Below are 22700 nucleotides of genomic sequence, written 5' to 3'. Positions count from 1 at the left end.
GGTGCGGTCCTGTTCGGGAAAGGTCGAGGGGTGAAGGGGGTGTCGAATTCAGAGACGGGCTTAGTCTTCTGCGCGCGTGAATCGAGCCAGGACGTTTCGAGTGATCTGCTGGACGGCCGGATTCAACACGGATTTGCGCAGGTGCGGAGCTTGGAAATCATCAAGCCCCCAGCTCCATTGCATCGATCCGCTAGAGAAGACCAGCGCGTTGCTGGCGGCGCGATAGAGGGTCACGGCGCCGGCGAGTTGGCCTGCCGGCATACGTGCGACGATGTGCGTGCCGGTCGGGCTGGCGGCGCTCAGTCCATCGACTTCATACCCGGCGACGCCCGGCAGCGACGAGCCTTTGGCGAGGCCGGTTTTTGCGAGCATCCAGGCGTCGGCCTCCTCGATTACGTACGAGCTATCGACGGGATTTTCTACTTCCAGATACATGGTGCCGAGCAAGCCTGCCTCGGGGCGGCTCACGGGTGCGTTGCGCCAGCGCGTGGTGGCGAGGTGATCGTTCTCCGGACTCTGGTCGGTCATGAAGGGGTCGCGACGCGGCGTATTCTCTTTGTAGGCCACCATGGTCCGGAGCGGCTCCCCAGTGATATGGCCGGGCTCCATGCGGATCTGCCAATAACAGGTATTCGACGAAAAAATGCCGAGATGAACGCCCCGGTCGCGCGCCTGTTCGATATGGCGCCGCATCTCCCAGGTCCAATATTCATCGTGCCCGATCGAGAGGAAGGCTTGGTGCGAGACGAGCAGCGCAGGGTTCGCATGCACATCGAGGTTGGTGGCATAGGTGACGTCGTAGCCTTCTCGTTCCAACCAGCGGACCATATTGTACTCCCAGCCAGCGGGGGACGCCGGGTAGCCGGGTGGGATTGAGTTGGAAATCAGAAAATCGCCTGCGCCGATTCCGGAGGCTGCGGCGGGAATCGCGCTGCCGGCATAGGGCCGGTTGAAGGACACTTTCGCGGCCTGCCCGCCGGGACTATTGAACGAATACAGCGAGCGTCCGCCCCAATTGTTGTAGGCCTGATAGGTTGTGATGCTGGCTTGGACGAGATAGGTCGAGGGGCGCTGATCGTCCCGGACGATAAACAGAATGTAGCTCTCTTCTCCCGTGGGTTCCGCTGTCAGCTTCGCCAGGTAATACCCTGACGGCCAGGTGCTCTCGCCTTGGGAGCCGGCCGGGATGGTTTGCGCGACCGGGTATTCCCACTGGCACTCGATCAAGCCGGTTTCACTGTCTACGACAGGGGCTGGCTGTCGGTGCCCCGGCAACTCTATCGGTCCGGACATCTGCCGGGCGCCGAGCCCTCCGTACCATCCCATGCGGTAGATCGTGAGGCGGTACGTGGGGGCGAGCGAATGAACATAGAGACGAATCGTCTCGCCCTGGTTGACGCTGGTTGCGGAGGCATAGCCTTCGATCTCATGATTCCTGGCCGGCTTGGCCAGGATCCAGTCGCTGGTGCCAGGCTTGAGATTCTCGATTTGAACGGGATTGAGCGGGGCCGTGGAATGTCCGGTGGCGAGCGCGGGAGAGATGGCTTCGAGCGCAACCAAGAGGCTCCAGAGGATCTGACGGGAGGCGACCCGCGCACGTATCGGAAGGACGAATTCTTTGCTCCACTCGATCACCGGGGTCAGCGGAGCGAGCATATTCGTCATGAACCGCGCGCCGGCACGCTGTGTGCGACTTGCCATGCTGGTGAAGGTTTCCGTGAGGCTGAGGCGAAGATCTTGCTGCATTTCGGCGAAGCCGATGAATTGGCGGATGCCGTAGATCAACAGGCCGGCATTGGCGAGGGGAAAGGCGCCTGCCATCCATCGGAACTGCGAGACGTAGTAGAGCCCCAAGGCCAGGCTGGAGAGTGCCATGCCCAACTGCAGGGCCAGATCCAGTCCCGCCGTTCTGGTTCGTCCGGAGATTTTTGGCGTCCGACGGAACGGGATCTTGGTCCCGGCGATGGCCTGTTGCATGGAGGTGACGGCGCCGGTGAGATGAATGGGAATTAAGAGCAGATTGAGTGCGTAGACGCGAAAGAGATCCCGGAACGGCCGATAGCCCATATTCGCCAGGTCCCTGGTATAGAGGGCGAAGTAGGGAAGCGCGGCGATGAGCATCCAGGGCGTCATTAACTCGGAAGAAAACGGGATGGCCAGCAGCAGCAAGACGCTCAAGGGGGCGAACGCCAGCGAGGTCAAATAATGAATTTGCAGCAGGGCTTGCGGAACCGTTCTCGCCTGCTTCGGTGTGTGGCGCAGGAAGGATAACAATTTTGGCAGAATGATCAATCCCCCGTTGGCCCACCGCGCCCGCTGGATGACCAGCGATCCGAAATCCGGCGGGGTGGCGCTGTAGGCCAGCCGCTCGGGGTGATTGTGCAGCGACCATCCTTTGGCGAGGAGATCGACGGTCGATTCGGTGTCTTCAATGACCGTCCGGTCCTGGATATAGCGGTGAACGGTGTGCCCGTCTTCGTTCGATTCGACGCAGATTTCTTCGAGCGCCGACTTTCTCAGCAAGGCATTGGCGCCGACCCAAAAGGTGGCGCCGAAGTAGGTGAAGCCCTGATGGACGAGATACTGAATGTCGGTCGTGGCTCCGGCGGTCCGCTCCAGCACGCCCGGTGCGTTGGGGAAGGCGCTGTAGGGCGTTTGGGCGACCGCTACCCGCGCATAGTCCGGCTGTTCCATGAGTCGGACCAGCGTGCTGGCATAGTGGGATTTCAAGAGGCTGTCGGCATCGAGTGTGATGACGTAGGGCGTATTGGGGATCAGGCGGCTGCCGGCTCGTGAGGCGGTTTCCTCCAGGGCAAGCCCGGTCTGGCGGACCACCGGGCGGACGCGGCGGCCCATGAGGCCCAGGTAGCTGTTCAAATTCATCGCCTTGTTGGGCTCGTGGGATAGGTTGCAGTATTGCTTCCGCTCGAAGACATCAAACTCAACCTGAAAACGGGCCGCCAGTTCCGTATAGGCATCCTCGATTTCGCCGAGGACTTGCTCGTCGGAGACCAGGCCCGGCTCCCTGCGTCGGGCGAACCACTGCGCGCTCTGTTCCCGGTAGGACTCGGCGGATTGGGTGAGCACATGTTCTACGAACCAGATATCGGTGTGGGTCTCGGTCGAGGAGTGTTTGGCCTGGGTTTCAAACCACTGCGTGGCCAGCCTGAGACAATCTGAGAGCCGGACGCATTCGTCGCTGACGGTGACGGTGTGATGTGCCCGTCTAGCCAGGAATGCCGCCCGAGCCTGGGTGATGTGGGAGGCTGGTTCGTCGAGCAAGGCCTGCAATTCAAAGGGAAGATTGCGCGCTGCCCATAAGCCAGCTCGATCGGAGTGGGTTTTGGGGGCAGGCGGGTCATCGAGGAGCAGCACGACTCGCTTGTTCGGGTAGTTCTGGAGTGCGGCGGACAACAGTGTTTGCCGGATGACGGGGAGTTCTTCTTTGTATGAAGGCACCAGCACAGTAAGGGCCGGGGCTGACAGGGGATCGAAGGGTTTGGTTGGCTGTAAGGCTGCCAGGCGGAACGCGGCATCCCGCTTCAGCTGTCCAAGCCGCGCCAACTGGTAGCAGAGGTTGCCGTAGACTAAGAATCCGGCGAGCGACCCAAAGAGCAGGGCTTCCAGCAGATCCTCGACGTGACCTTGAGCCAGGGCGGTCTTTGCGATCGTCCCGGTCGACCAGATCAGTATCGCAGCGGCGGTTGTGGTGATCGCGAGAGATACCTGGGTGAAGCGGAGTTCATGAATGAAGGAAGAGGGTGTCATGGATACGTCCAAGAAATAAAAAATGGTCCTAAGTGGGCGCGTGGTCATGTGCAATCCGGGTGCCGTGGTACGTCTGCTGTCGGTATGTGGAAAAAGCTTGATAATCGGTGGATTGTAGGATCCTTGAACCGCCGATTCTGTATAAGTGTAGGGGCGGGCCGCTACACTGCCTCATGACCTGTGGCGATTATGTTGAGAGGGAATCTGATTCTGACTACGCGGATTCTTCCCCTGGGGCGGGGCGGTGCGCTTGGCAGGTCTCAGGAAGGGGTGCGGTGCGGCTCGATGCGGGAGTTAGGGGCGTGGAATCTTGGAAAAGTGATCTCGTACGAGGGTTTCGACCGAGGCAAAGTGCCGGTCTGGCAGGTTCTTGAAGCGGCGTCTGCAGTCGGCCAGGGCTTCCTCGGCGGTCTTGAAGGGGGCGATCACCGACAGGAGGTGGCTATGGTAGTCCAGAAGCTTCAGTTCAACGGTTCTCAGGTGGCTTGGATCGCCGGCGATGGACAGGGCGGCTTTCGCCTGGTCGCCGCGGGAGTCGACGAGCGCCTGGAAGCAGAGGCCTTTCAATCGCTGCGTCACGGTGCTGCGGTCCCAGCCGAGGGCCTTCGCCGTGCCCTGCATGTCGAATCCGTGCTGCCGGAGGCAGCTCAGCACGGCGGCATCCCCGGCTGGTTCAGGAAGCACGGTCGCCCCGCTCGATCCCTTGGGAGCCTGAGTCTCGACGGACCCTTCCAGGGAGAAGGCTGCCCTCGTCAGTACCGGTTCATCACTTAAGGCGATGGCTCGTTCGAGGGCATGACGGAATTCCCGGACATTGCCCGGCCAGTCATGCTCGGTCAGCAGGCGTAGGGCGTCGTTGGAGAGTTTGGGGACCGGTCGGCTCATCTGCGTGGCGATCTCGGCGAGGCAGACGTCGGCGAGAAGCGGAATATCGGCGGCCCGTTCGCGGAGCGGTGGCAGCCTGAATACCAATCCCTTCAATCTGAAGTACAGGTCTTCTCTGAACCAGCCTTCCGAGACTCCGCGCTGCAGATCGCGATTGGTCGCGGCGACAATGCGCACATCCACGGTGGTCGGGGTGGTCGCTCCCACACGGTAGAAGGACTTCTCCTGTAATACCCGGAGCAGCTTGCTCTGGTGATCCAGTCGCAGATCGCCGATTTCATCAAGAAAGATCGTGCCATGGTGGGCCAACTCGAAGTAGCCGCGCCGGTCCGCGGCGGCGCCGGTGAAGCTGCCCTTGGTGTGGCCGAAGAGTTCGCTTTCAAATAGTTCGGGCGAGATGGCCGCCATATTCACGGCGATGAAGGTCCGGCTCGATCTTGGGCTGAGCCGATGGACTGCGCGGGCGAAGAGTTCTTTGCCGGTGCCAGGTTCTCCGAGCAGTAGAACGGTGAGCGGCGATCCGGCCCCCTTCTTTACGTCTCTGAACAGGCGCAGAAGCGATGCGTCTCTGGTAACGATCCCGAGTTGGCGGCATTCAATGGACAACTGGTTAAGCGCCGCGTCGCCGACCGTACCGGATTCTGAACCGGCGGCGCGCAGATCGTGGAGTTGCCGCTCCAATCGTTCGAGTTGTTCGCGGGCGGTCTGTTCCTGCATCTGGACGTCGGCCAGTTCGGCTCGCAGGGACTCGGTGGCGTGGGCGAGATCCTGCCGCTGACCGGCCGATTGCGCGGCGGCTGCTTTGGCTGCGTCCAAGTCTTCCTGCAAGGCTTCGGCGCGATTCTCCCGCAGCACGAGGGCTTCCCGCACGGCGGCGGCATCCTGTTGGATGCGGAGCATGTCTCGCTCCAACAGAACCAGACGTTGGCCTGCCGTGAGGTGTGTCCAGGCGGTGGTGCCGAGCAGGACCATGAGCGCGGCAGTGAGCGGGAGGGCTGCCGGCAACACGAGATGCAGTCCGCCAAGTACGACGGCGGTCACGGCGGCATAGAGGGCGATGGCTCCGGCGGCGAACACCAGACTGATGGAACCGTGAAATCGCAGGAGACACCAGGCGATGAGCGAGGCGAACATCATGGTGACGCCGGCGCGTCCGAGCGGCCCGAGCTGGCAGAGGCGGGTTTCAGTGAGCAGACTGTTGAGGAACTGGAGATGCGCGGTCATGCCGTCGACGGATTGTCCCGTCGGTAGCAGCCAGAGGTTCTGTGAGGGGACCTGAGACAGAATGACGACCACCTTGCCCTTCAACCATCCGTCGAGCGCGGTACTGTCGTGATGATGGATCGCTTCCCATACGGTGGAGAGCGGAATGGTCGGCAAATCCGCCAGGGTTCCATTGCCGACCACGTTCACGAGGCGGGTTTCTGCGGTTTCGTGAGGAAGCGGCTGGCGTTTCGCGAGGGAGAACAGCGCCAGTCCGAATGAGGGGAGAGGCGGAGAGCCGTGTTCTATGAAGAGGGGCAGTGCGCGAGCCACGTGATCGCTATGGGGGGACAGGGTCAGATGCCCTTGAATGATGGCATCCGAGGTCGGCGGGGCCTCGTCATCGAAGACGGTGACGACGTGGCCGGCAGATGTGGTCGCTTCCAGGAGCAGCGCGTCACTGGCGGCCCCGCCCAGGTGGGCGGGACTGGCGTGGTTGAGGCGATGGTCGATCCCGATGGCGGCTGCGCCGGTTTCATGGGCCGTGGTGATCAGCTGAGCCAGGACGGCCCGGTCCCATGGTCCGGGCCCGAACTGTGCTTCGCTCACGGGATCGCGCGCGACGATCGTCAGCGCGGGGCTGACGGCGACCGGTGCGCGGTGGCGGAGCCACGTATCGTAGACCGTCCAATCGAGGGCGCTGACAGTCGCGGGCGCAATGAGCCAGAGCAGCCGGGCCAGAAGGGTTGCCAGCACGCCGATCGTGAGCGCCTGAAGGGGCAGCGAGGTGATGAAGTGCCGCCAGAGTTTGTGCCAGTCGAGCATATGAATTACTGGAGGTTCAGTTCATCCATCAGGGCTTTGGCGTCTTGCTTTGGCAGGCCTTTGAGCGAGGCTTTCGCCTTGGCTCGGTCCGGCACCACGCCGAGGCCGCGGCCGTAGATGCGCGCGAGCGCTTTCTTCGCCGGCGCAAATCCCTCGCCGGCCATGGTCTCCATGCAGAGGAGCAGCTTTTTGTCGAAGGGGGCGAGGTGCTGGTCGAGCCCGGCTTCATAGAGCGCGGCCAGCTCGTTCAACGCCACGTCGCTCAACGCATAGCTCTCTTGAAGGAGCATGGTAATTGCTTCGTCTGGGCGATGGCTCTTGAGTAACGTCACTCCCAATGTGTCTTGGTCGCCAGACCGGCTGTAATCAGGAAACTCCTCCCAGAGCCGGGCGCGGTAGGCATGAAACCCTTCGAGTGCGTCGGTGCGCCGTCGATCTGCCTGGTCGGTCGAGAGGGCTTGCCGCCGGAGTTTGGCGAGGGCGTCGCCGGCCGGCTGGTGGCCGAGTTCAACCGCTTTGGTCCACCAGAAGATGGCCCGGGCCAGATCTTTGGCAACGCCCTGCCCGCTCTTGTAGGCATTGCCTGAAAAAAACTGCGCCTGCGGGACCCCGCCGAGGGCCGCTTCTTCCATGAACTGTGCCGCTTCCTGATCGCGATTCGTCAGTTTCAGCAATAGTGCAAGCCGATAACGGGCGTCGGGGAAGTGCGGTTGCAGTTCAATAGCCCGTCGATAGGAGTGAATCGCGGCTTTGATATTGCCGAGCGAGTACTGGACGCTGCCGAGACTGTAGTGCGCATGAGTCAATTCGGGGTTGAGGAGAATGGCTTCCATGAAGGCCGTGGCGGCGGCGCGTCCATCCTGTTTCGCCATGAGTATGATGCCGAGTTGCAGCAACGCTTCGGCATGGCTCGGTTGCAGTTTGAGCGCGATGCGGCATTCGTCGAGTGCGGCGTCGAGGTCGCCGACGCGATAGAGTTCTTGCGCCAACTTGAGGCGGTCTTCGGCGCTGGCGGGAAACGTTCTGACTCGTCCACGCAACTCGCTCAGCATGAAGACGGCATTGTTGCGCTCTTGTTCTGTCCATTCGGAGAGGCGATGCTCGTCTTGTTGCGGGGGCTGGGGCGGTGGCGCTGGAGATTCGAGAACGGGTGGATCCGCGGTCTGTTCGTCAGGCGTTTGGGCGAACGACGCGCCGTGAAGTTCGAAGAGGAGCGGAACAATAAGGATAGTCACGAGCCCTGCACGGCGACGCATCGAAATCTGTGCCCCTCCTGAACTGGGTATGGATGGGAGGTATTATAGCATCCGGTCGGGCAAGGCAGGCTGTTTAGGAATGGCAAAATGCGGCGTGTGCATGACCTAGCGCAGCTTAGCCATCGCCCCTTTGATGTGTTCAATGCTGCCCTGGAGTTCTTGGGCGGTCGGACGGATCGGTTCATGTTGCACCCGCCAGACCGGTTCCAAGGGGGCCGGGTCGGTCGCCAGGCGGGGGATGAGATGCCAGTGGATATGGGGGAGTTGGTTGCCCAGCAGCTCGTAGTTGATTTTCCTGGCATCGAAAACCTGCGCCAGCGTCTTGGCCACCAGGGTGACTTCCTCCATCAACTGCATCCGCTCCGTGGGGGCCAACTGGAAGAGTTCGGTCGCATGGCGCCGGAAGACGACGACGGTCCAGCCCTTAAAGAATTGGTCGTCGTGCAAGTAGGCCTGAGACAGTCCCAGGTCGGCGATGAAGTGGTCGGCGCGCGGCCAGGTTCCCTGACAGGCTTTGCATGTCGGATCAGTCATGGTTGGTTGGCCTTGCGCCATTCTTCTTCCGTAATGACGCCCTTCTTGAGCAGTAACTGAAGCAGTCTCTCGGTCTGCTTGTCCGTCTGACGTTGTTGAGGGGGAGCGGGCTGTGCCTGGGCGATCGGCTGTTTCGGTTCGGGCGGTGGCCGTTTGTTGCCATAGACCTTGAAGGCCGGCGTGAAGACCGAGACATAATCTCGGTTGCGGATCCGGACGGCGGCGGCGCGGCTATTGGTTTGCGGGCCTAAGTCCGCGGTACTGCCTGGTGGAATACGGAAGAAGGGTTTGCCCTCCTCGGTTTCTCCATCCTGCCCGAGGATATCAAACCGGCTGAGAAACGTTTCATTTTTCAGCGCTTCATGGTCTTCGCCAGCCAGGTTCGTAATCTTGTCGAGGGTGATGATCAGGGAGTCGGCGATCAGCGGATCGGCGGTCATATTGCGGACACTGACGTCATAGCGATATTCGCTCGTAAAATTGTCGCGCCCGGTGAGCGTGACAATGACCGTGACCTTTCCGGTCAGATCGGTGAGCTGGTCGACAGGGGACGCCGTCGAGTCCGTACTGAAACCGATTGCCCCGACGCTCAGCGCCGCGCCAACCAGCCATGTGAACAGCGATTCTCTGCATTGCATCATGCGCCTCAGGATTCAGGGGAATTGACTACGGAAGGACGCCGCGGAGCATAACAAAAACCGTTGGATTGATCGAGCCCCCGGGTACACCGGTTACTCCGTGCGTTGCCTTGACACCTCGTTTCGCCGAACGCTATTCTCGGCGCAGTCGATAGCCGTCTCCTTCCGATCTTTTTACGCATGACTTCTACAGCTTCTCGCGCCCCGTTGTTGATTCCCAAAGCTCTCGCGGCTCAGCTGCTGCGCCTCTACGACTATCCGCATCCGACGATTCCTCGCCGCATCATCCGCGGGTACGACCGGCCGCATGCCGTTCGCACGGCGCGCATGTGCGCGGCAGTGGCCGCTGCCTTGGGGCATGACGCTGCGCGAGTGCGCCAGTATCAGATTGCTTGTGTTTTGCATGATTTGGGCCGGGCGGGGCTCGATCGTGTGCTGTTCGGGAAAATCTGGTCCTGGGCCAAAGCGCATGGCATTCCGACCAGGCCGCGTGAATGGCGAGCCCTACATCCGGAGACGGCGTATGGACGGGAGACCGAAGCCTTCCTGCGTCAATACGGAGTCGAGCTCGATGCGGCCGGCATTCCGATGACGGCGTGGGCCAAGGAGCAGGTCGAGATGCGCCTCGGGTATTCCCGGCGCCTTTCCCGCCGGCTGCGAACGGTGCGCGGCGAGATCAAGCAGATGGGCGTGCGGTGGGAGCCCTGGATGCAGCGGGTGATGTTGTACTACTACTATCCCGAGAAGCTGGCGGCCGCCCCGGCTTGGGTGAAGCAGTTAGCGGAGATTCTGGTCGCCTGCGAACAGTTTGAAGCCTACAGCAATCAGCAGCGCGGGCGCGATTACTACAGACGGAAGAGGGAAACGCTCGCCGATGCGTTTGCCTATCTGGAAAAGCTGCAGCAGGAAGGCCTCTTGAGTCGGGCGGTCATGTCTGCGCTTCGCGGGTTGGCCGCTGGCGGCGAGTTCGACCGGGTGTTGGAAGAAGCGCGGGGTTGCCGGCTCTCGCCTGGCGACCGGCGATTTCTCCGGCAGATGGAGTGGTGATATGTCTGTGAAAACCGTGACCTCTCGCGTGAATATGCAGGGCGATACGCATATCGAGAATCTGACGAAATCGGTGCAGGCCGCCGTCGCTGAGTCCGGTCTGAGCGCCGGTATCGCCACGGTGTTTGTGAAGCACACGACTGCGTCGATCATGATCATCGAGGACGAGCCGGGTATCCGTGCCGATACGAAGGCCTTTTGGGATCGCACCGTGCCGGCCGATCCCGCCTGGCAGCACAATACGAGAAATGCCGGTGAAGATAACGGGCACAGCCATCTCCGCGGGCAGCTGCAAGGGCCGTCTATCACGATTCCATTTTCCGACGGGGCGCTTCTGCTGGGCACCTGGCAGCAAGTGGTCGTGGTCGATTTTGACACGCGCTCCCGCACGCGCGAACTGATCTACCAAATCATCGGTGAGTGACGATGAACCTGCGGCGCTGGATGCGAGGGCTTGCTCGTGCGATAGCGGGAGCCAGTGTGCTTGCGTTAAGCACGGCCGTCACTGCGGCCGACTGGGGCAAACCGCTGGGCGGGACCTACGACGGAGTTGAGGGCAAGCCTCGACCGGTCGCTCCTGCACCGGCTGAATTGAGTCCCGACGAACGCGCGACCATGGCGGTGTTCGAGCGGGCCACCAAGTCGGTGGTCTTCATCGCGAACACCGCTATCCAACGAGATGTCTGGTCCTTCGATACGATGGAAGTCCCGCAGGGGTCCGGCTCCGGATTTGTCTGGAGTAAGCAGGGCTATCTTGTGACGAATTTCCACGTCATCTACGGGGCCGATACCATCAAGGTCACGCTGGCCGACCGGAGCGAACATCAAGCCAAGATTGTCGGGGCCGATCCGGACCATGATCTCGCAGTGTTGCAGATCAAGGTTTCTGAGAATCTCCTGGAGCCGTTGGCGATCGGGGCGTCGCACGACTTGCGGGTCGGGCAGAAAGTCCTGGCGATCGGCAATCCGTTCGGGCTGGACCATACCTTGACCACAGGAGTGGTCAGCGCTCTAGGACGCACGATCAAGTCGATGTCGAACCGGACGATCGAGGGCGTGATCCAAACCGATGCGGCCATCAACCCCGGCAACTCCGGGGGGCCGTTGCTCGACAGCAGCGGGCGGTTGATCGGCGTGAACACGCAAATCGTCAGCCCCAGCGGCGCCTATGCCGGCATCGGCTTCGCGGTACCGGTGGATACCGTCAATCGCATCGTGCCGGAGTTGATCAAGCACGGGAAGCTCATCAGGCCGGGATTGGGTGTGTCGCTGGTGCCCGATTCCATCGTCAAACGATGGGGGATCAAAGGGTTGGTGATTGGAAAAGTGTCACGGGGCGGGAGCGCCGATCGCGCCGGGCTGCGGGGGGCGCGCGAGACGCAAGCCGGGCGCATCGAGCTCGGCGACATTGTCGTGGCGATCGACGGGAAGCCGGTCGAGACGATCGACGACATGATGGATATCATGGAAGCGCATAAGGTCGGCGATCAGGTGACGCTCGACATTATCCGCGCCAATAAACGGCAACAGTTGCCTCTTACCCTCCAGGCGGTCAATTAACGCTGGTAGCGTCCGGCTTCGACATGTTGTTATGATGACGCCTGACCAACCTGGAGATTGCTATGAGCGACCACCGACCAGACGATATAGGGCAGACCGGCACATCCGGCGCGGGAGCAGGAAAGCGGACGGGCTCAACCACTCCCGACCCGCTTGAGTTGATCGAACAATGCCTCGCCTCTTTTCCTGAGAACGATCCGCGCCAACAGATCCTCTACAAGCTCCGCCACTCCGTCATGCTGGCGGCCGCCAGTCAGCAGCAACGGGAGGCCGAATTCAAAAAAATCAGCGAGGTCGTGGCGAAGCTGACGGCGCCGGCCAACCGGATCGGCACGTTGCTCGATCTGCCGGGCGAAGGCCTGGCGAGGATCATCGTCGGCGGGGCCGAGTATTATGCGAATGTGGATCCCCGTGTGGCGAATGCGGACTTAAAGATCGGTGCGCAAATTCTCGTGAACGAAGCCTATGCGGTCATCAAGACGCTGGGCTACGACCTGAACGGGCCGGTGCTCAAGTTGACGGAAGCATTGCCGGACGGGCGGTTGCGTTTCGAGCAGGAGATGGGCCGCCAATCCATGATCCTCCAGCGGTCGAGCGACCTTGTGGGGGTGGAGCTGAAGGCCGGCGATGAATTGCGGATCGACCCGGGCCACCGGATTGCAATCGAGAAGCTGGAGGACCGGAAAGCCAAGACCCATGTCCTCGACGAAGTGCCGACGGTCACGTGGGAGCAGATCGGCGGCCAGCAGGAGGCGATCAGCGCGATTCGCAAGGCGATCGAATACCCCTTGCTGCATGCGGAGACGTTCCAGCAGTTCAAGTTCACGCAACCCAAGGGGTTCCTGCTCTATGGCCCGCCGGGCTGCGGGAAAACACTGATCGGCCAGGCTGCCGCAGCCAGTCTCTCGAAGCTCGTGAGCGAGTCGATGGCTGCCGGCGGGAAAACAGAGACGTTGCCTGCGATCACCGGCGGCGCATTCCTCCATATCAAAGGGCCCGAGATTCTGAATATGTGGCTCGGCGAGTCGGAGCGGATGGTGCGCGACCTTTTCGCCAAGGCCAGAGCCCGCCGCCGTGAGGGAGCGCTCCCGTTTATTTTCATCGACGAAGCCGAGTCGATTCTAGGGACGAGACGGGCGTCGCGTTCGTTCAATATTTCGAGCACGCTGGTTCCGATGTTTTGCTCAGAGATGGACGGGATCGAATCGTTGCGGGATGTCGTGATCATTCTCGCGTCGAATCGGCCGGATCTGATCGATCCCGCCGTACTGCGTCCGGGACGCATCGATCGCAAGATCAAGGTCAGCCGCCCGAATCGGGAATCGGCCGCCGAGATTTTGAAAGTCTATCTGACCAACGAGTTACCGCTGGATCAGGCGCTGGTGGCCGAACGAGGCGGGGACAAGGCGAAGGCCTTTGTCTCGCTGGCCGATGAGGTGATCGACCAGATTTACAAACGGACGGATGAGAACCGGTTGCTCTCCATCCGCCTCCGGAGCGGCCAGAACAAGGTACTCTATCGGGGCGATCTCGTAAGCGGGGCGATTCTTTCCTCCATTGTCCAGCGCGCGAAGGAAAAGGCGATCGATCGCATGATCCAATCCGGCCAGTCGGCAGGGCTTCTCGCGAAAGATCTCTCCGAGTCCGTGTTGGAGGAGTTCCGAGAAGGGGAGATGCTGCCGCCCGATGATGCCGCGGAAGAATGGTTGAAGCTGCTCGACCATCATCCGGAGCAGGTCGTCGGCGTGTCGTCCTTCCGGCGCGGTCGGCAGACGGAAGAGCGCTTGATCAATCAGATTATCTAATGTTGCGTCTCTTCGGCATAGAAACAGAGTACGGGATTACGCGCGAGGATCTCGATGAGGTAGATCCGGTCGTCGAGTCCATGGAGCTGGTGCGCGCGCATCTGACGGCGTCGTTCGAACGGCGCTGGGATTATGGCGGAGAAGATCCGCACGATGATGCCCGGGGGTTTCGGGTGTCCGGGCTCCAACAGGATAAAGAAGAAGACGACTTCGCCAAGATCGATGCGCACCGGCCCTTTTCATTTCATGAGATGAAAAGCGACCTGGTGCTGCCGAACGGCGCCCGCTTCTACAACGACCATACGCACCCGGAGTATTCCAGCCCCGAATGTCGGACCTTGCGCGATTTGCTCGCGCACGATCGAGCGGGAGAGCGGGTGGTGCAACGCGCGGCCGAGCGGAGGAATCGAACCCTTGGTGGTCCGCATGTGCAGCTCTATAAGAACAATACCGATCTCCATGGCCATAGTTATGGCTGCCATGACAACTATCTCGTCTCGCGCTCAATCCCGTTTCAGCAACTGGTCGCAGGTCTCCTGCCGTTCTTAGTCAGTCGTCAGGTGATTGCTGGTGCCGGTAAAGTCGGTATCGAGGCGCAGGAGAGCGGTTTCGTTCCCGGGCAGTATCAGCTCTCACAGCGGGCCGATTTCATGGAGACGGATCTGAGCGTCGATACGATGCATAACCGGCCCATTCTCAATACCAGGGATGAGCCGCACGCCGTTCGGGAGAAGTATCGACGGCTGCATCTGATCATCGGCGATGCGAATATGTGCGAGTATGCGACGGCGTTGAAGGTCGGCACAACGCAATTGGTACTGGAGTTGATCGATCGGGGGGCTGCACCTGCGATTGAACTGGCCGATCCGGTTTCGGCGGTGAAGCAGATTTCGCGGGATCCCGACCTCAAGGCGACCGTGCGCCAGAAGCAGGGGCCGGCTCTTTCCGGTCTGGACATTCAGGAACAGTACTATACGGCAGCCAGGCGCATGCTGGCCGGCGCGGATGCCGAGACGGACTGGGTGCTGCGCGAATGGGGTGAGACCCTGGGGCTGCTCAAGCAGGATCGCAGTCAATTGGTCGGTAAGCTCGATTGGGTGACGAAGTTGTGGTTGCTGGAGACCTTTGTACGGGAAGAGCGGATCGGCTGGGATGATCCCTGGCTGGCGAGTCTGGATCTCGAGTACCACAATCTGAACGCCGACCGCGGACTGTACCTCGGGCTGGAAGCCGAGGGGAAGGCCTGGCGTATGACCACGGAGGCCGACATTGAGCAGGCCCTGTCCGCCGGTCCTCACGATACCCGCGGTGGGTTGCGGGGCCTGTGTGTGCGGCGGTTTCCCGATCAGATCAAGTCGATGCAGTGGGAGCGTATTCAGTTCTCAGGCGGGTTAAGGGGCAAGACGCTGGAGATGGGCGACCTGTTCGATCCGATCGAGGTGCGGGTCTGTGCCGAGATTTTTGAACAGGCGGCCTCTCCGGCCGAGGCCGTGGCTGCCTGGAGGATAAGAAAGGAATCACAGTCATGATCTACCAGATGATGCCTGAGCGACGGGAGGGACCGGTTGATCCGATGCCGAAGGCGCCGAGCCCGTCGGAAGAGGGCGGCGGGCCGCGGCGTCCCGATACCGGGTCGCCAGACAAGGACAGTTTGATGAAGCGGATGAAGAAGGTCGATCCGAAGCAGGCTGAGCGGTACCGACAGCGGACGGGGGAGTGACGGGGCACCGAATCAGGGCTTGTGCTCGCGCAACGCGCGGCCCGTTGGGAAAACGCGGCGTCTTGGCGCCGCGAGGGCGGGTGGGTGAAATAGGCGTAGGCCCTCGGTGGACGCGCGCAGTGAGCCCTAACCCCGGCGTCCCGTCTTGAAGGAAAAGGGAGAGTAAACCAGGAAGGCGTGGTGGTGACATGGGGATGCAGGGAGATTTGTTTCAGCTGTTGAAGGAGCAGGGCTATCAATTCGGCCAGCCGACGGTTGCCGGAGCGGGAGTCGATCTGCCGAGCGCGACGACGATTCTCGCGTTCAAGTATCGCGATGGCGTCCTCGTCGCTGGGGATCGCCGAGCGACGGCCGGCAACATGGTGATGTACGATCGGACGGACAAGGTCCTCGAAATCGACCGTCATAGTGTCATGGCCATCGCGGGGGTTCCTGCTACGGCCTATGAGATGGTGCGGATATTGGAGCACTCGTTCAAATACTACCGGCGGACTCAGCTTCAGGAGTTGAGCTTTGAGGGGAAGCTGCGTGCGGTATCGAAGCTCTTGAAGGAGAATGTGCCGGCGGCCTTGGCGGGAACCGGCGCCGTGGTGCCGGTGTTTGCCGGGTACGATTTCGAACAGGGCGCGGCCAAGATATTTTTCTACGACATTCTCGGCGCTGAGTTCGAAGGGGTTGATTATGCGGTGTCGGGATCCGGATCGCCGACGATCCGCGGCATTCTGCACTATGTGAACACCTGGGGCGAGCGCTCCCTGGCTACGATGACGGAGGAAGAGGCGACCGTGCAGGCGTTGCGTCTCTTAACCAGTGCCGCCGAGTTTGATTCGGCCACGGGCGGCGTCAATCGCGAGTCCAGCCTCTATCCGATTATCAAATTAATTACGCAAGACGGAGTGCGGATAGTTCCTGACGACCGGTTGAAACCCCTCTTTGAGTCCAAGGTGGTGCGCCATGCATGAAGCACGCTGTCGATGGCTTGGATCAGTCGGCAGTTGCCGGACGGGTAAGAGTCGATTGAATCTATCTTGCGAATCTAAGGTGGTGCGCCATGTATGAAGAACCGTACCGGTGGGTCGAAGCGGTCGGCAATCGTCGGACCTATCTCGATGAGCAGTTCAGGCAGGGGAGTCCTGTGGTGGCGCTGGGCTACGACGGGGGCCTGCTCCTGACGACGGTCAGCAAGGGAACGTCGAAGTTGTACGAGATTTATGACCGCATCGCTCTGGGAGGCATGGGGCATCCGGCAGATCTGGAAAAACTCCGGTTCAGTCTATTGGAGATGGCGCACACCGAGGGGTTTAATCGATCGCCGTCCGACGTGACCGGTTCGCGCCTGGTGAAATACGGAATTGCTCCGGTCATCAAGCAGGCCTTCGAAGAAGTCTATAAGGCGCCGTTCATCGTCAGGATTCTGCTGGCCGAGTTGAGCCAGAAACCGGAGAAGGATACGCTGCTCACGATCAACTATGACGGAACGTTTGAAGAGCTCAAGGAGTATGCCGTGCTGGCCGCGACGAAGCAGGCACAAGCGCGGATGCAAGAGTATCTGAAGGCGCAGAAGCCGTCTCCCTGCACGCTTGAGCAGGGTTTAGTGCTGGCGTTGCGTACCTGGGCAATCGGGTCGCTCGCGCATCAACAGGATTCGGCAGAGGTGCCGGCTGATGGAGGGCAGGAGACTCGTCGAGAAGCGGTTGCATCGATTCCTGATCAGGCCGCGTTGCTCGCGCATCTGCGTGAGGTGCTGGCCGATAAGACGCTGGAATGCGCGGTCTTGGACCGGCAGCAGGTCGGTTCCTCAAAGTATCGTGCGCTGAAGCCGGCCGAACTCGCGCGCTTGCTTCCCGGTGACTTTCAGACCGGCGTGAATCGCTAATATGCTGAACCGTATGTGCTGGCTTGAAACGGAGTACGGACTATTGGTGTATCGGGAAGGCCCCGAGCACTCGCCGGCGTGGGGTGCCAGCCAGATGTATGATCATCGAGTTCGCGCGTACGATAGGGGCGCGCCAACATGCTGAACCGGATATTCGGGCTTGAAACGGAGTACGGACTTCTCGTCAATCAGGATCGGCCCGATCACTCCCCGACATGGTTTGCCAACCAGATCCGGGATTATCTGTTCCAGGTTCAGCACCGAGGGGTGCTCGACCTGCACCATCGCGGGCATGATGAGCCTCCCGGGAACGGGGGCTTCCTCACGAATGCCGGGCGGATGTATCTCGACATGGGGCACCTCGAATATGCCTCGCCCGAATGTCAGTCGCTCGTTGATCTCGTCGCGGTCGATCGGGCCGGGGATCAATTACTACAGGAAGCGATCGAGGCCTTGGGGTTCGGCGAGACCATTTCGCTCATCAAGAACAATATCGATCATGAAACGGACGCAACCTTTGGATCGCACGAGAACTATCTGGTCACCCGCCGGTTTCCCTTCAGCCGGAGGGGGTTGAGTCCTCTCGTGACCTTTCTGGTTACCAGACAGATTTTCACCGGATCCGGCCGTATCGGCGCGGCGAATCCGCAGGATGCCTGGATTCAGGTGGATCGCCTGATTGTGCCGCGTGGGGCGCTTCGGCAACGGTCCTCCCAGACCTTGATGCCGTTCCAGATTTCGCAGCGGGCCGATCATATCGTGAACGATTTCTTCGAGTGGGTGCAGCAGAACCGCGCGATCGTGAACACGCGGGACGAGCCGTTGGCGGATCCCAATCAATACCGGCGCATTCACCTGCTTCTCGGCGATTCCAATATGGCCGAAGTGGCCACGGCGCTCAAAATGGGCACGACGGGCCTGGTGTTGCAGCTGATCGAAGAGGGAAAGGCGCCGGCCGGCGTGGAGCTCGACGAGCCGGTCGAAACGCTGCAAGAAATCTCGCAGGATCAAGAGCGCCAGTGGATTGTGCGGTTGCAGTCGGGCAAGACAATCTCGGCGATCGATATTCAAGAGCAATTTCTCGCGGCAGCACGAGAGGCCTACGCCGGGCAGGATGAGGAAACGGACTGGGTGCTCGACCAGTGGGAATCGGTTCTGACGGATTTGCGCGGCGACTATGCCAAGCTGGTCGGCCGGGTCGACTGGGCCTCAAAATTGTGGCTACTCGAATCCTTTCGCGAGGCCGAACAGCTGGATTGGCAGGATCCGGCGCTCAAGAGTCTCGATCTCGAATATCATAATCTGCATGCGGACCGTGGTCTCTATTTCGGGCTGCTCGAAGAGGGGCGGGTGCCTCGCATGACGACGGACAAGGCGATTGCGCTGGCGATGGAACATCCTCCACGCAACACGCGCGCCTTCGGCCGGGGAGAGCTGGTTCGCCATATCCTAGCGGCGGGTTCACCTGAGGCCTTTGAGGATCAGACTCAGGACCAGGGATTCTTCCCGGCCTATGTCATCAATTGGTCGATTTTCCAGGTCAACGGGCGTACCCCGTTCCCAATGCCCGATCCCTTCAAAACCTATGTCCAGGACGTTCGCACCTATCTCCAATCCATCTGACCGGACCGTGACTCAGGCTCACCGCGTGCGCGCATAACACGTTGATTCTATGAAATCGCCGGTGGAATGATATGCTTGTTACGGCACGGGTGATTCTTCCCGCGACCAGCAGGAGGTCTACGATGAAAGCACGGACGTGGATGATGCAATATGGTGTGGCGATGATGCTTTCGTGTGCGTTCGCCCTGATTCTCGGGCAAGTTCCGCTGTTTCGTGAAACGGCCGTGGGAAAGTTAGCTGCTTCCGATCTGGTCCAGTTCCTCGGGTACGGTTGCACTATTGCCCTCGGCTGGCTTGGTGCGCGCCAGTTGGCGGCCGATCCTCCCGAGGAGTGGAAATGGCTCTCGCCCTATCGGGCGTTGATTCTTCCGGTCACGACGCTGGTCACGGTGATTTTGGCCTACGGGGTCCTGTTGCTGGTGGGTAGCCCGTTTCTGAATAAGTTCGCCAAGGGAATCTATAACTGGATGTTTATCGTGGGAATTGTGTCTGCCATTGCCTGGCTCATTCTGACCTGGGTCAGAACCTGTGCCCCGCTTGTCGCTGCGACTGCTCCCCGCCGATTGAAGAGAGCCGCCTAGCTGATCGTTCCCGGTGGCGGCTTCTTGGTTGGGGCCGCCACGTCAGTTACCGCGCGCGAGTCACAAACTCGACAATTCTGTTCTCCGCCCAGTAGGAGTCTTCACCGTTTTGGCTCAGGCTGAAGAATCCGCAATGTCCGCCATGGCGGGGAGCCAGAAGCGAGATGGAATGATTCCCGATGAGCTCGGGTTGAGCAAATAGTGAATAGGGAATGAATGGGTCGTCCTGGGCAGTGATGATCAAGGTCGGGACCGCGATTTGATGCAGCACATGCCGGGCTCCTGCGCGATCATAGTAATCGGCTCCGTTTCGATAGCCTCCGTCGCGGGCCGTGTAGTAGTCGTCGAATTGGCTGATGGTTTGCATCGAGCCCATCGGACGCAGATCCCACTTCCCCGGAAAGAGCCCGGCCTTCCGTTTCATGCGCGCTTTGAGCCGTGACAGGAAGTGCTGGTGGTAGATCCAGTTGCGTGGTTGCTCCAGGGCCGCTACGCACTGGGTGGGATCAATGTTCGGGCATATGGCCACCACTCCTGCAAGGGCTGGGATGGCCCCTCCCATTTCACCGGCCGCCTTCAGCACCAGATTGCCACCCATCGAATAGCCCACCAGCCAGATGCGCGTCAGGCCGTCCACCATCGCCAGTTCTTTGACGATCTCGCGATAATCGCTACTCAGTCCGCTGTTATAGAGGGTTGGCGTAAGGTGCTCGGTGCCGCCGCAGGTGCGTTGGTTCAGCCGCACGACATTGAATCCCCGTCGGTAGGCTTTTGCGGCTATCCCACGCATGTAGTGGGAGTCTGCGCAGCCCTCCAGTCCATGAACAAGAATGAGTGTGGGTGATTCCAAGGAACGTGGCTGCCAGTGGCAGAATCCGAGGAGCTGCGTTTTCGGTTCAGTGGTAAAAAGACGTTTGTGCTGAGGGGTCTGTCTCAGTGAGAGATCTCGTGGCCAGTACCGTGGCGCCAGGGTCATGAGATGCGCATTCCGGAGTATGGCTGGCGGCGCAAAGTGGTCTGTGTGGTTCATCTCGCCATATCATAAACAATATTTGCTCTGGAGCGTAGACTGAAAGTTCCACAGATGCGACTCACGATCGCCCCTCAAGCGGGGACGCCCAGCGACCGATAACGGGACCTGGGAGTTCGTATAAGGAGGCAGGCATGTTAACAGCAATCGGCGACGTCATGCGGCGGGTGTACGAGCGAGGGTGGATTACGACCAGAGACGGCAATATCAGTATGCGGAAACGCGAGGGCAAGTATCTCTACATCACGCCTTCCGGATGGCGGAAAACGATCGTTCATCCGGAGCATGTGGTTCGATTAGAGATTGTGAGCGATCCGGTGACGAATCAACTGAGTCCCAAAGTTCGGGATGGACAGCAACCGTCCGGTGAACTCTGGATGCATTGGAACCTGCAACGGGACTCCAAGAAGACGCGGACGGTGGTCCACGTGCATGCGACTCACATTGTCGCGGCGATTTATGCGGGAGTGGACTTACAGGCCATGAGCGCTGAGTTTCCCGAGATCTCGCGCTATACCCGAGTCGGTCGGACCGTTCCAGCCCTCCCGGCGCTTTCTCGCGATCTGGCAGATGCCACGGCGGAATGTTTTGGACTGAAGAAAGATGGGGCGCTCGAATTCGACATCGTTGGGCAGGCAAATCACGGAGTCTGCGCCGTGGCCGCTGATCCATGGTCGGCCTATGAACATATCGAGCGGCTGGATCATATTTGCGAGATCGTTCTGAAAAGCGGGGTTGCCGCTCGCGCGTTCAATCAACGGTCGGCGAGCCTGGCGGCTTAAACGAACGATAGGTGAAATGAAAAGAGGGCTGACGACATTGTGCCGTCAGCCCTCTTTATATTTTGGCTCCCCGGGCAGGACTCGAACCTGCGACCAGCCGGTTAACAGCCGGCTGCTCTACCAACTGAGCTACCGGGGAACGGAGAGTTCACATGGAAGCGGGATCCATTCTAGCAAAACTTCTTGCAGAGGGGGAGTCTTTTTTAGACGTCAAAGTCATCAGTTTCATCTTCGTCTGAAGAAGCATCCGTATTGCCGTCGGCTAACGCGGCATAGTGCTTCGCCCAGGTCAGGTAAAGATTCCCGCTATCCCGCATCGTATCGGCCGCTTTGACGAGTTTATCGACGAGTTCAGGATCTTTCCCAGAGGCTTGGATTTGCGCCGCGCGCCGCTCAATCGCCTTGGGGTATTGTGTGATCAGACCGGAGATCTCTGCGAGGAGCTCATTGATGACGTTGTCTTCAGTGTCCATGGGGTTCCTCTTCTCTCAACAAAAAGCCCCATAGCGCGGACGCTATGGGGCTTCCCGTTATTCACATCGTAATGGATTAGCCTTGGTAGGCTTGTCCTAGAGCTGCTGACTCGCCTTTTTTCGCCATCAGCTGACCGGTGGCGCTCACGGCCTGCATCTCAATCGCATTGTGCTTTGCGGCGTCGCAAACGACTACGCACAGTTCGCACCCCTTGCAGCGATCAATATTGACCTCGGCGACCATCTTGCTGGAGTTCAGGTCCAGGCAGTTGGCTTCCGGGCAATACATGATGCAGAGGCGGCAGCCCTTCTTGGCAGTGCATTTCTCATCGATGACTTGCGCTACGTTATACATGCGACGTAGTTCCTTCTCTTACGCGGCTACGGCAGGATTGCCGACTCGTAACTCGATTTTGTTCTTATCCGCCCATTCGCTGGCGATTTCATAGGCCGCCTTCACGGTGGCCAGATTCTTGGCGAGCAACATTTCCTTCTTGGCGAACTTCTTCTTGATCGCTTCGTCCAGTGAAGCCGTACCGCCTGACGCGACGAACTTCTTTCCGAAGCGCTCTTGAAGCGCGCCATCCAAGGCTTCCATCGAGACGCATTTGGTAATGCCTGCCACAGATCCGATCATGGCCATGTTCGTGGACAGCTCGGTGCCAGCGACTTCGATGGCGAGCTCAGTCCCGGCGATATAAAACAGAGCGACGTTCAAATCTTTGAGCCGCTGAATGTCTTCTTCTGACAGAAGGGGCTGCGCGGAGTTGATAACCACGACGCCGCCTTCTTTCACGCCGGAATAGAATGGCATCGTATAGCTCTTGCCCATCGTGATGACCTGAGGGTGAAATACCTGGATCACATCCGGGAATACCAACTCGCCGCGGTCGTAGATCCGCTCGATACCGATACGGCAATAGCTCTCCGCCGGAGCCATCCGCTTCTCCGCTCCAAAGAACGGGTTGGAGATCGAAAACTTTCCGTCCCGGTTTGCGGCCATGGCCAAGACATGGGCTGCAGTGACCGCGCCCTGTCCGCCTAAACCCGACATCCGGATATTGAGTCTCTTCTTAATCATGGACAACCTCCGG

General features: G+C 60.1%; 20 protein-coding genes and 1 tRNA gene. 11 read left to right on the top strand and 10 right to left on the bottom strand.

The features are described 5' to 3' along the window. Window positions 1-60 precede the first annotated feature (60 nt). From Q7U39_11205 to Q7U39_11185, 5 genes are all read right to left on the bottom strand, one after another. On the bottom strand, window positions 61-3768 hold the full coding sequence (locus Q7U39_11205) for a glycosyltransferase family 2 protein (GenBank protein MDO9118518.1): 3708 nt from the start codon (window positions 3766-3768) through the stop codon (window positions 61-63). A gap of 294 nt (window positions 3769-4062) precedes the next feature. Beyond that, window positions 4063-6681 carry a sigma 54-interacting transcriptional regulator gene (locus Q7U39_11200; GenBank protein MDO9118517.1) on the bottom strand — a complete coding sequence of 873 codons (2619 nt, stop codon included), beginning with the start codon at window positions 6679-6681 and terminating at the stop codon, window positions 4063-4065. Window positions 6682-6686: 5 nt separating this feature from the next. Beyond that, a complete protein-coding gene (locus tag Q7U39_11195) occupies window positions 6687-7937 on the bottom strand; it encodes a tetratricopeptide repeat protein (protein MDO9118516.1) in 1251 nt (416 codons plus the stop codon). 105 nt (window positions 7938-8042) lie between these two features. Next, window positions 8043-8471 carry an HIT family protein gene (locus tag Q7U39_11190; protein MDO9118515.1) on the bottom strand — a complete coding sequence of 143 codons (429 nt, stop codon included), beginning with the start codon at window positions 8469-8471 and terminating at the stop codon, window positions 8043-8045. Then, window positions 8468-9112, bottom strand: a complete 645-nt coding sequence (locus Q7U39_11185; GenBank protein ID MDO9118514.1) for a hypothetical protein — start codon at window positions 9110-9112, stop codon at window positions 8468-8470. Before Q7U39_11185 ends, Q7U39_11190 begins: the two co-directional genes overlap by 4 nt. Before the next feature lie 177 nt (window positions 9113-9289). Here Q7U39_11185 and Q7U39_11180 point away from each other — a divergent pair, with 177 nt between their 5' ends. The 10 genes from Q7U39_11180 (at window position 9290) to Q7U39_11135 (ending at window position 19321) form a co-directional block, all read left to right on the top strand. After that, on the top strand, window positions 9290-10156 hold the full coding sequence (locus Q7U39_11180; protein MDO9118513.1) for a hypothetical protein: 867 nt from the start codon (window positions 9290-9292) through the stop codon (window positions 10154-10156). A gap of 1 nt (window position 10157) precedes the next feature. Then, window positions 10158-10580: a secondary thiamine-phosphate synthase enzyme YjbQ gene (locus Q7U39_11175; protein MDO9118512.1), complete on the top strand. Its 423-nt coding sequence runs from the start codon at window positions 10158-10160 to the stop codon at window positions 10578-10580. Between the two features lie 56 nt (window positions 10581-10636). Next, a complete protein-coding gene (locus Q7U39_11170; GenBank protein ID MDO9118511.1) occupies window positions 10637-11716 on the top strand; it encodes a trypsin-like peptidase domain-containing protein in 1080 nt (359 codons plus the stop codon). Window positions 11717-11778: 62 nt separating this feature from the next. Further along, the gene (locus Q7U39_11165) at window positions 11779-13521 is read left to right on the top strand and encodes an AAA family ATPase (GenBank protein MDO9118510.1); all 1743 of its coding nucleotides are present in this window, start codon (window positions 11779-11781) and stop codon (window positions 13519-13521) included. Beyond that, window positions 13521-15050: a proteasome accessory factor PafA2 family protein gene (locus Q7U39_11160; protein MDO9118509.1), complete on the top strand. Its 1530-nt coding sequence runs from the start codon at window positions 13521-13523 to the stop codon at window positions 15048-15050. Before Q7U39_11165 ends, Q7U39_11160 begins: the two co-directional genes overlap by 1 nt. Further along, window positions 15047-15241, top strand: coding sequence for a ubiquitin-like protein UBact (locus tag Q7U39_11155; GenBank protein MDO9118508.1), 195 nt, complete (start codon window positions 15047-15049; stop codon window positions 15239-15241). Before Q7U39_11160 ends, Q7U39_11155 begins: the two co-directional genes overlap by 4 nt. A 188-nt stretch (window positions 15242-15429) precedes the next feature. Next, entirely contained in the window at window positions 15430-16203 is a 774-nt protein-coding gene (locus Q7U39_11150) for a proteasome subunit alpha (GenBank protein ID MDO9118507.1), read from the top strand. Between the two features lie 89 nt (window positions 16204-16292). Then, window positions 16293-17117 (top strand): hypothetical protein, encoded by an 825-nt coding sequence (locus tag Q7U39_11145; GenBank protein MDO9118506.1) that lies wholly within the window; start codon window positions 16293-16295, stop codon window positions 17115-17117. 138 nt (window positions 17118-17255) lie between these two features. Further along, window positions 17256-18740: a proteasome accessory factor PafA2 family protein gene (locus Q7U39_11140; protein MDO9118505.1), complete on the top strand. Its 1485-nt coding sequence runs from the start codon at window positions 17256-17258 to the stop codon at window positions 18738-18740. Between the two features lie 122 nt (window positions 18741-18862). Continuing rightward, window positions 18863-19321 carry a hypothetical protein gene (locus Q7U39_11135; GenBank protein MDO9118504.1) on the top strand — a complete coding sequence of 153 codons (459 nt, stop codon included), beginning with the start codon at window positions 18863-18865 and terminating at the stop codon, window positions 19319-19321. A gap of 46 nt (window positions 19322-19367) precedes the next feature. Here Q7U39_11135 and Q7U39_11130 read toward each other — a convergent pair whose 3' ends face one another. Next, window positions 19368-20297, bottom strand: coding sequence for an alpha/beta fold hydrolase (locus tag Q7U39_11130; protein ID MDO9118503.1), 930 nt, complete (start codon window positions 20295-20297; stop codon window positions 19368-19370). 188 nt (window positions 20298-20485) lie between these two features. Here Q7U39_11130 and Q7U39_11125 point away from each other — a divergent pair, with 188 nt between their 5' ends. Continuing rightward, a complete protein-coding gene (locus Q7U39_11125) occupies window positions 20486-21133 on the top strand; it encodes a class II aldolase/adducin family protein (protein MDO9118502.1) in 648 nt (215 codons plus the stop codon). A gap of 63 nt (window positions 21134-21196) precedes the next feature. Here Q7U39_11125 and Q7U39_11120 read toward each other — a convergent pair. The 4 genes from Q7U39_11120 to Q7U39_11105 all read right to left on the bottom strand — a co-directional run bounded on the left by Q7U39_11120 (window position 21197) and on the right by Q7U39_11105 (window position 22687). Continuing rightward, a tRNA-Asn gene (locus Q7U39_11120) sits at window positions 21197-21272 on the bottom strand. Window positions 21273-21336: 64 nt separating this feature from the next. Next, window positions 21337-21606 (bottom strand): hypothetical protein, encoded by a 270-nt coding sequence (locus Q7U39_11115; protein MDO9118501.1) that lies wholly within the window; start codon window positions 21604-21606, stop codon window positions 21337-21339. Window positions 21607-21682: 76 nt separating this feature from the next. Beyond that, a complete protein-coding gene (locus Q7U39_11110) occupies window positions 21683-21961 on the bottom strand; it encodes a pyruvate ferredoxin oxidoreductase (GenBank protein ID MDO9118500.1) in 279 nt (92 codons plus the stop codon). Window positions 21962-21979: 18 nt separating this feature from the next. Next, window positions 21980-22687: a 2-oxoacid:acceptor oxidoreductase family protein gene (locus Q7U39_11105; GenBank protein ID MDO9118499.1), complete on the bottom strand. Its 708-nt coding sequence runs from the start codon at window positions 22685-22687 to the stop codon at window positions 21980-21982. Window positions 22688-22700: the final 13 nt, after the last annotated feature.

The organism is Nitrospira sp., from assembly GCA_030653545.1.
GTDB lineage: Bacteria > Nitrospirota > Nitrospiria > Nitrospirales > Nitrospiraceae > Nitrospira_D.
Note: the sequence above shows the minus strand (reverse complement) of the source record. Positions and strands in the feature narration are given on the sequence as shown.

Bases quoted from the DNA above. Each gene is read 5' to 3' on its own strand.
- Q7U39_11125 (MDO9118502.1), top strand. From the start codon at position 20,486: ATGTTAACAGCAATCGGCGACGTCATGCGGCGGGTGTACGAGCGAGGG.
- Q7U39_11135 (MDO9118504.1), top strand. From the start codon at position 18,863: ATGAAAGCACGGACGTGGATGATGCAATATGGTGTGGCGATGATGCTT.
- Q7U39_11130 (MDO9118503.1), bottom strand. From the start codon at position 20,297: ATGACCCTGGCGCCACGGTACTGGCCACGAGATCTCTCACTGAGACAG.
- Q7U39_11155 (MDO9118508.1), top strand. From the start codon at position 15,047: ATGATCTACCAGATGATGCCTGAGCGACGGGAGGGACCGGTTGATCCG.
- Q7U39_11165 (MDO9118510.1), top strand. From the start codon at position 11,779: ATGAGCGACCACCGACCAGACGATATAGGGCAGACCGGCACATCCGGC.
- Q7U39_11175 (MDO9118512.1), top strand. From the start codon at position 10,158: ATGTCTGTGAAAACCGTGACCTCTCGCGTGAATATGCAGGGCGATACG.
- Q7U39_11185 (MDO9118514.1), bottom strand. From the start codon at position 9,112: ATGATGCAATGCAGAGAATCGCTGTTCACATGGCTGGTTGGCGCGGCG.
- Q7U39_11180 (MDO9118513.1), top strand. From the start codon at position 9,290: ATGACTTCTACAGCTTCTCGCGCCCCGTTGTTGATTCCCAAAGCTCTC.
- Q7U39_11105 (MDO9118499.1), bottom strand. From the start codon at position 22,687: ATGATTAAGAAGAGACTCAATATCCGGATGTCGGGTTTAGGCGGACAG.
- Q7U39_11160 (MDO9118509.1), top strand. From the start codon at position 13,521: ATGTTGCGTCTCTTCGGCATAGAAACAGAGTACGGGATTACGCGCGAG.
- Q7U39_11145 (MDO9118506.1), top strand. From the start codon at position 16,293: ATGTATGAAGAACCGTACCGGTGGGTCGAAGCGGTCGGCAATCGTCGG.
- Q7U39_11115 (MDO9118501.1), bottom strand. From the start codon at position 21,606: ATGGACACTGAAGACAACGTCATCAATGAGCTCCTCGCAGAGATCTCC.
- Q7U39_11190 (MDO9118515.1), bottom strand. From the start codon at position 8,471: ATGACTGATCCGACATGCAAAGCCTGTCAGGGAACCTGGCCGCGCGCC.
- Q7U39_11195 (MDO9118516.1), bottom strand. From the start codon at position 7,937: ATGCGTCGCCGTGCAGGGCTCGTGACTATCCTTATTGTTCCGCTCCTC.
- Q7U39_11110 (MDO9118500.1), bottom strand. From the start codon at position 21,961: ATGTATAACGTAGCGCAAGTCATCGATGAGAAATGCACTGCCAAGAAG.
- Q7U39_11205 (MDO9118518.1), bottom strand. From the start codon at position 3,768: ATGACACCCTCTTCCTTCATTCATGAACTCCGCTTCACCCAGGTATCT.
- Q7U39_11200 (MDO9118517.1), bottom strand. From the start codon at position 6,681: ATGCTCGACTGGCACAAACTCTGGCGGCACTTCATCACCTCGCTGCCC.
- Q7U39_11150 (MDO9118507.1), top strand. From the start codon at position 15,430: ATGGGGATGCAGGGAGATTTGTTTCAGCTGTTGAAGGAGCAGGGCTAT.
- Q7U39_11140 (MDO9118505.1), top strand. From the start codon at position 17,256: ATGCTGAACCGGATATTCGGGCTTGAAACGGAGTACGGACTTCTCGTC.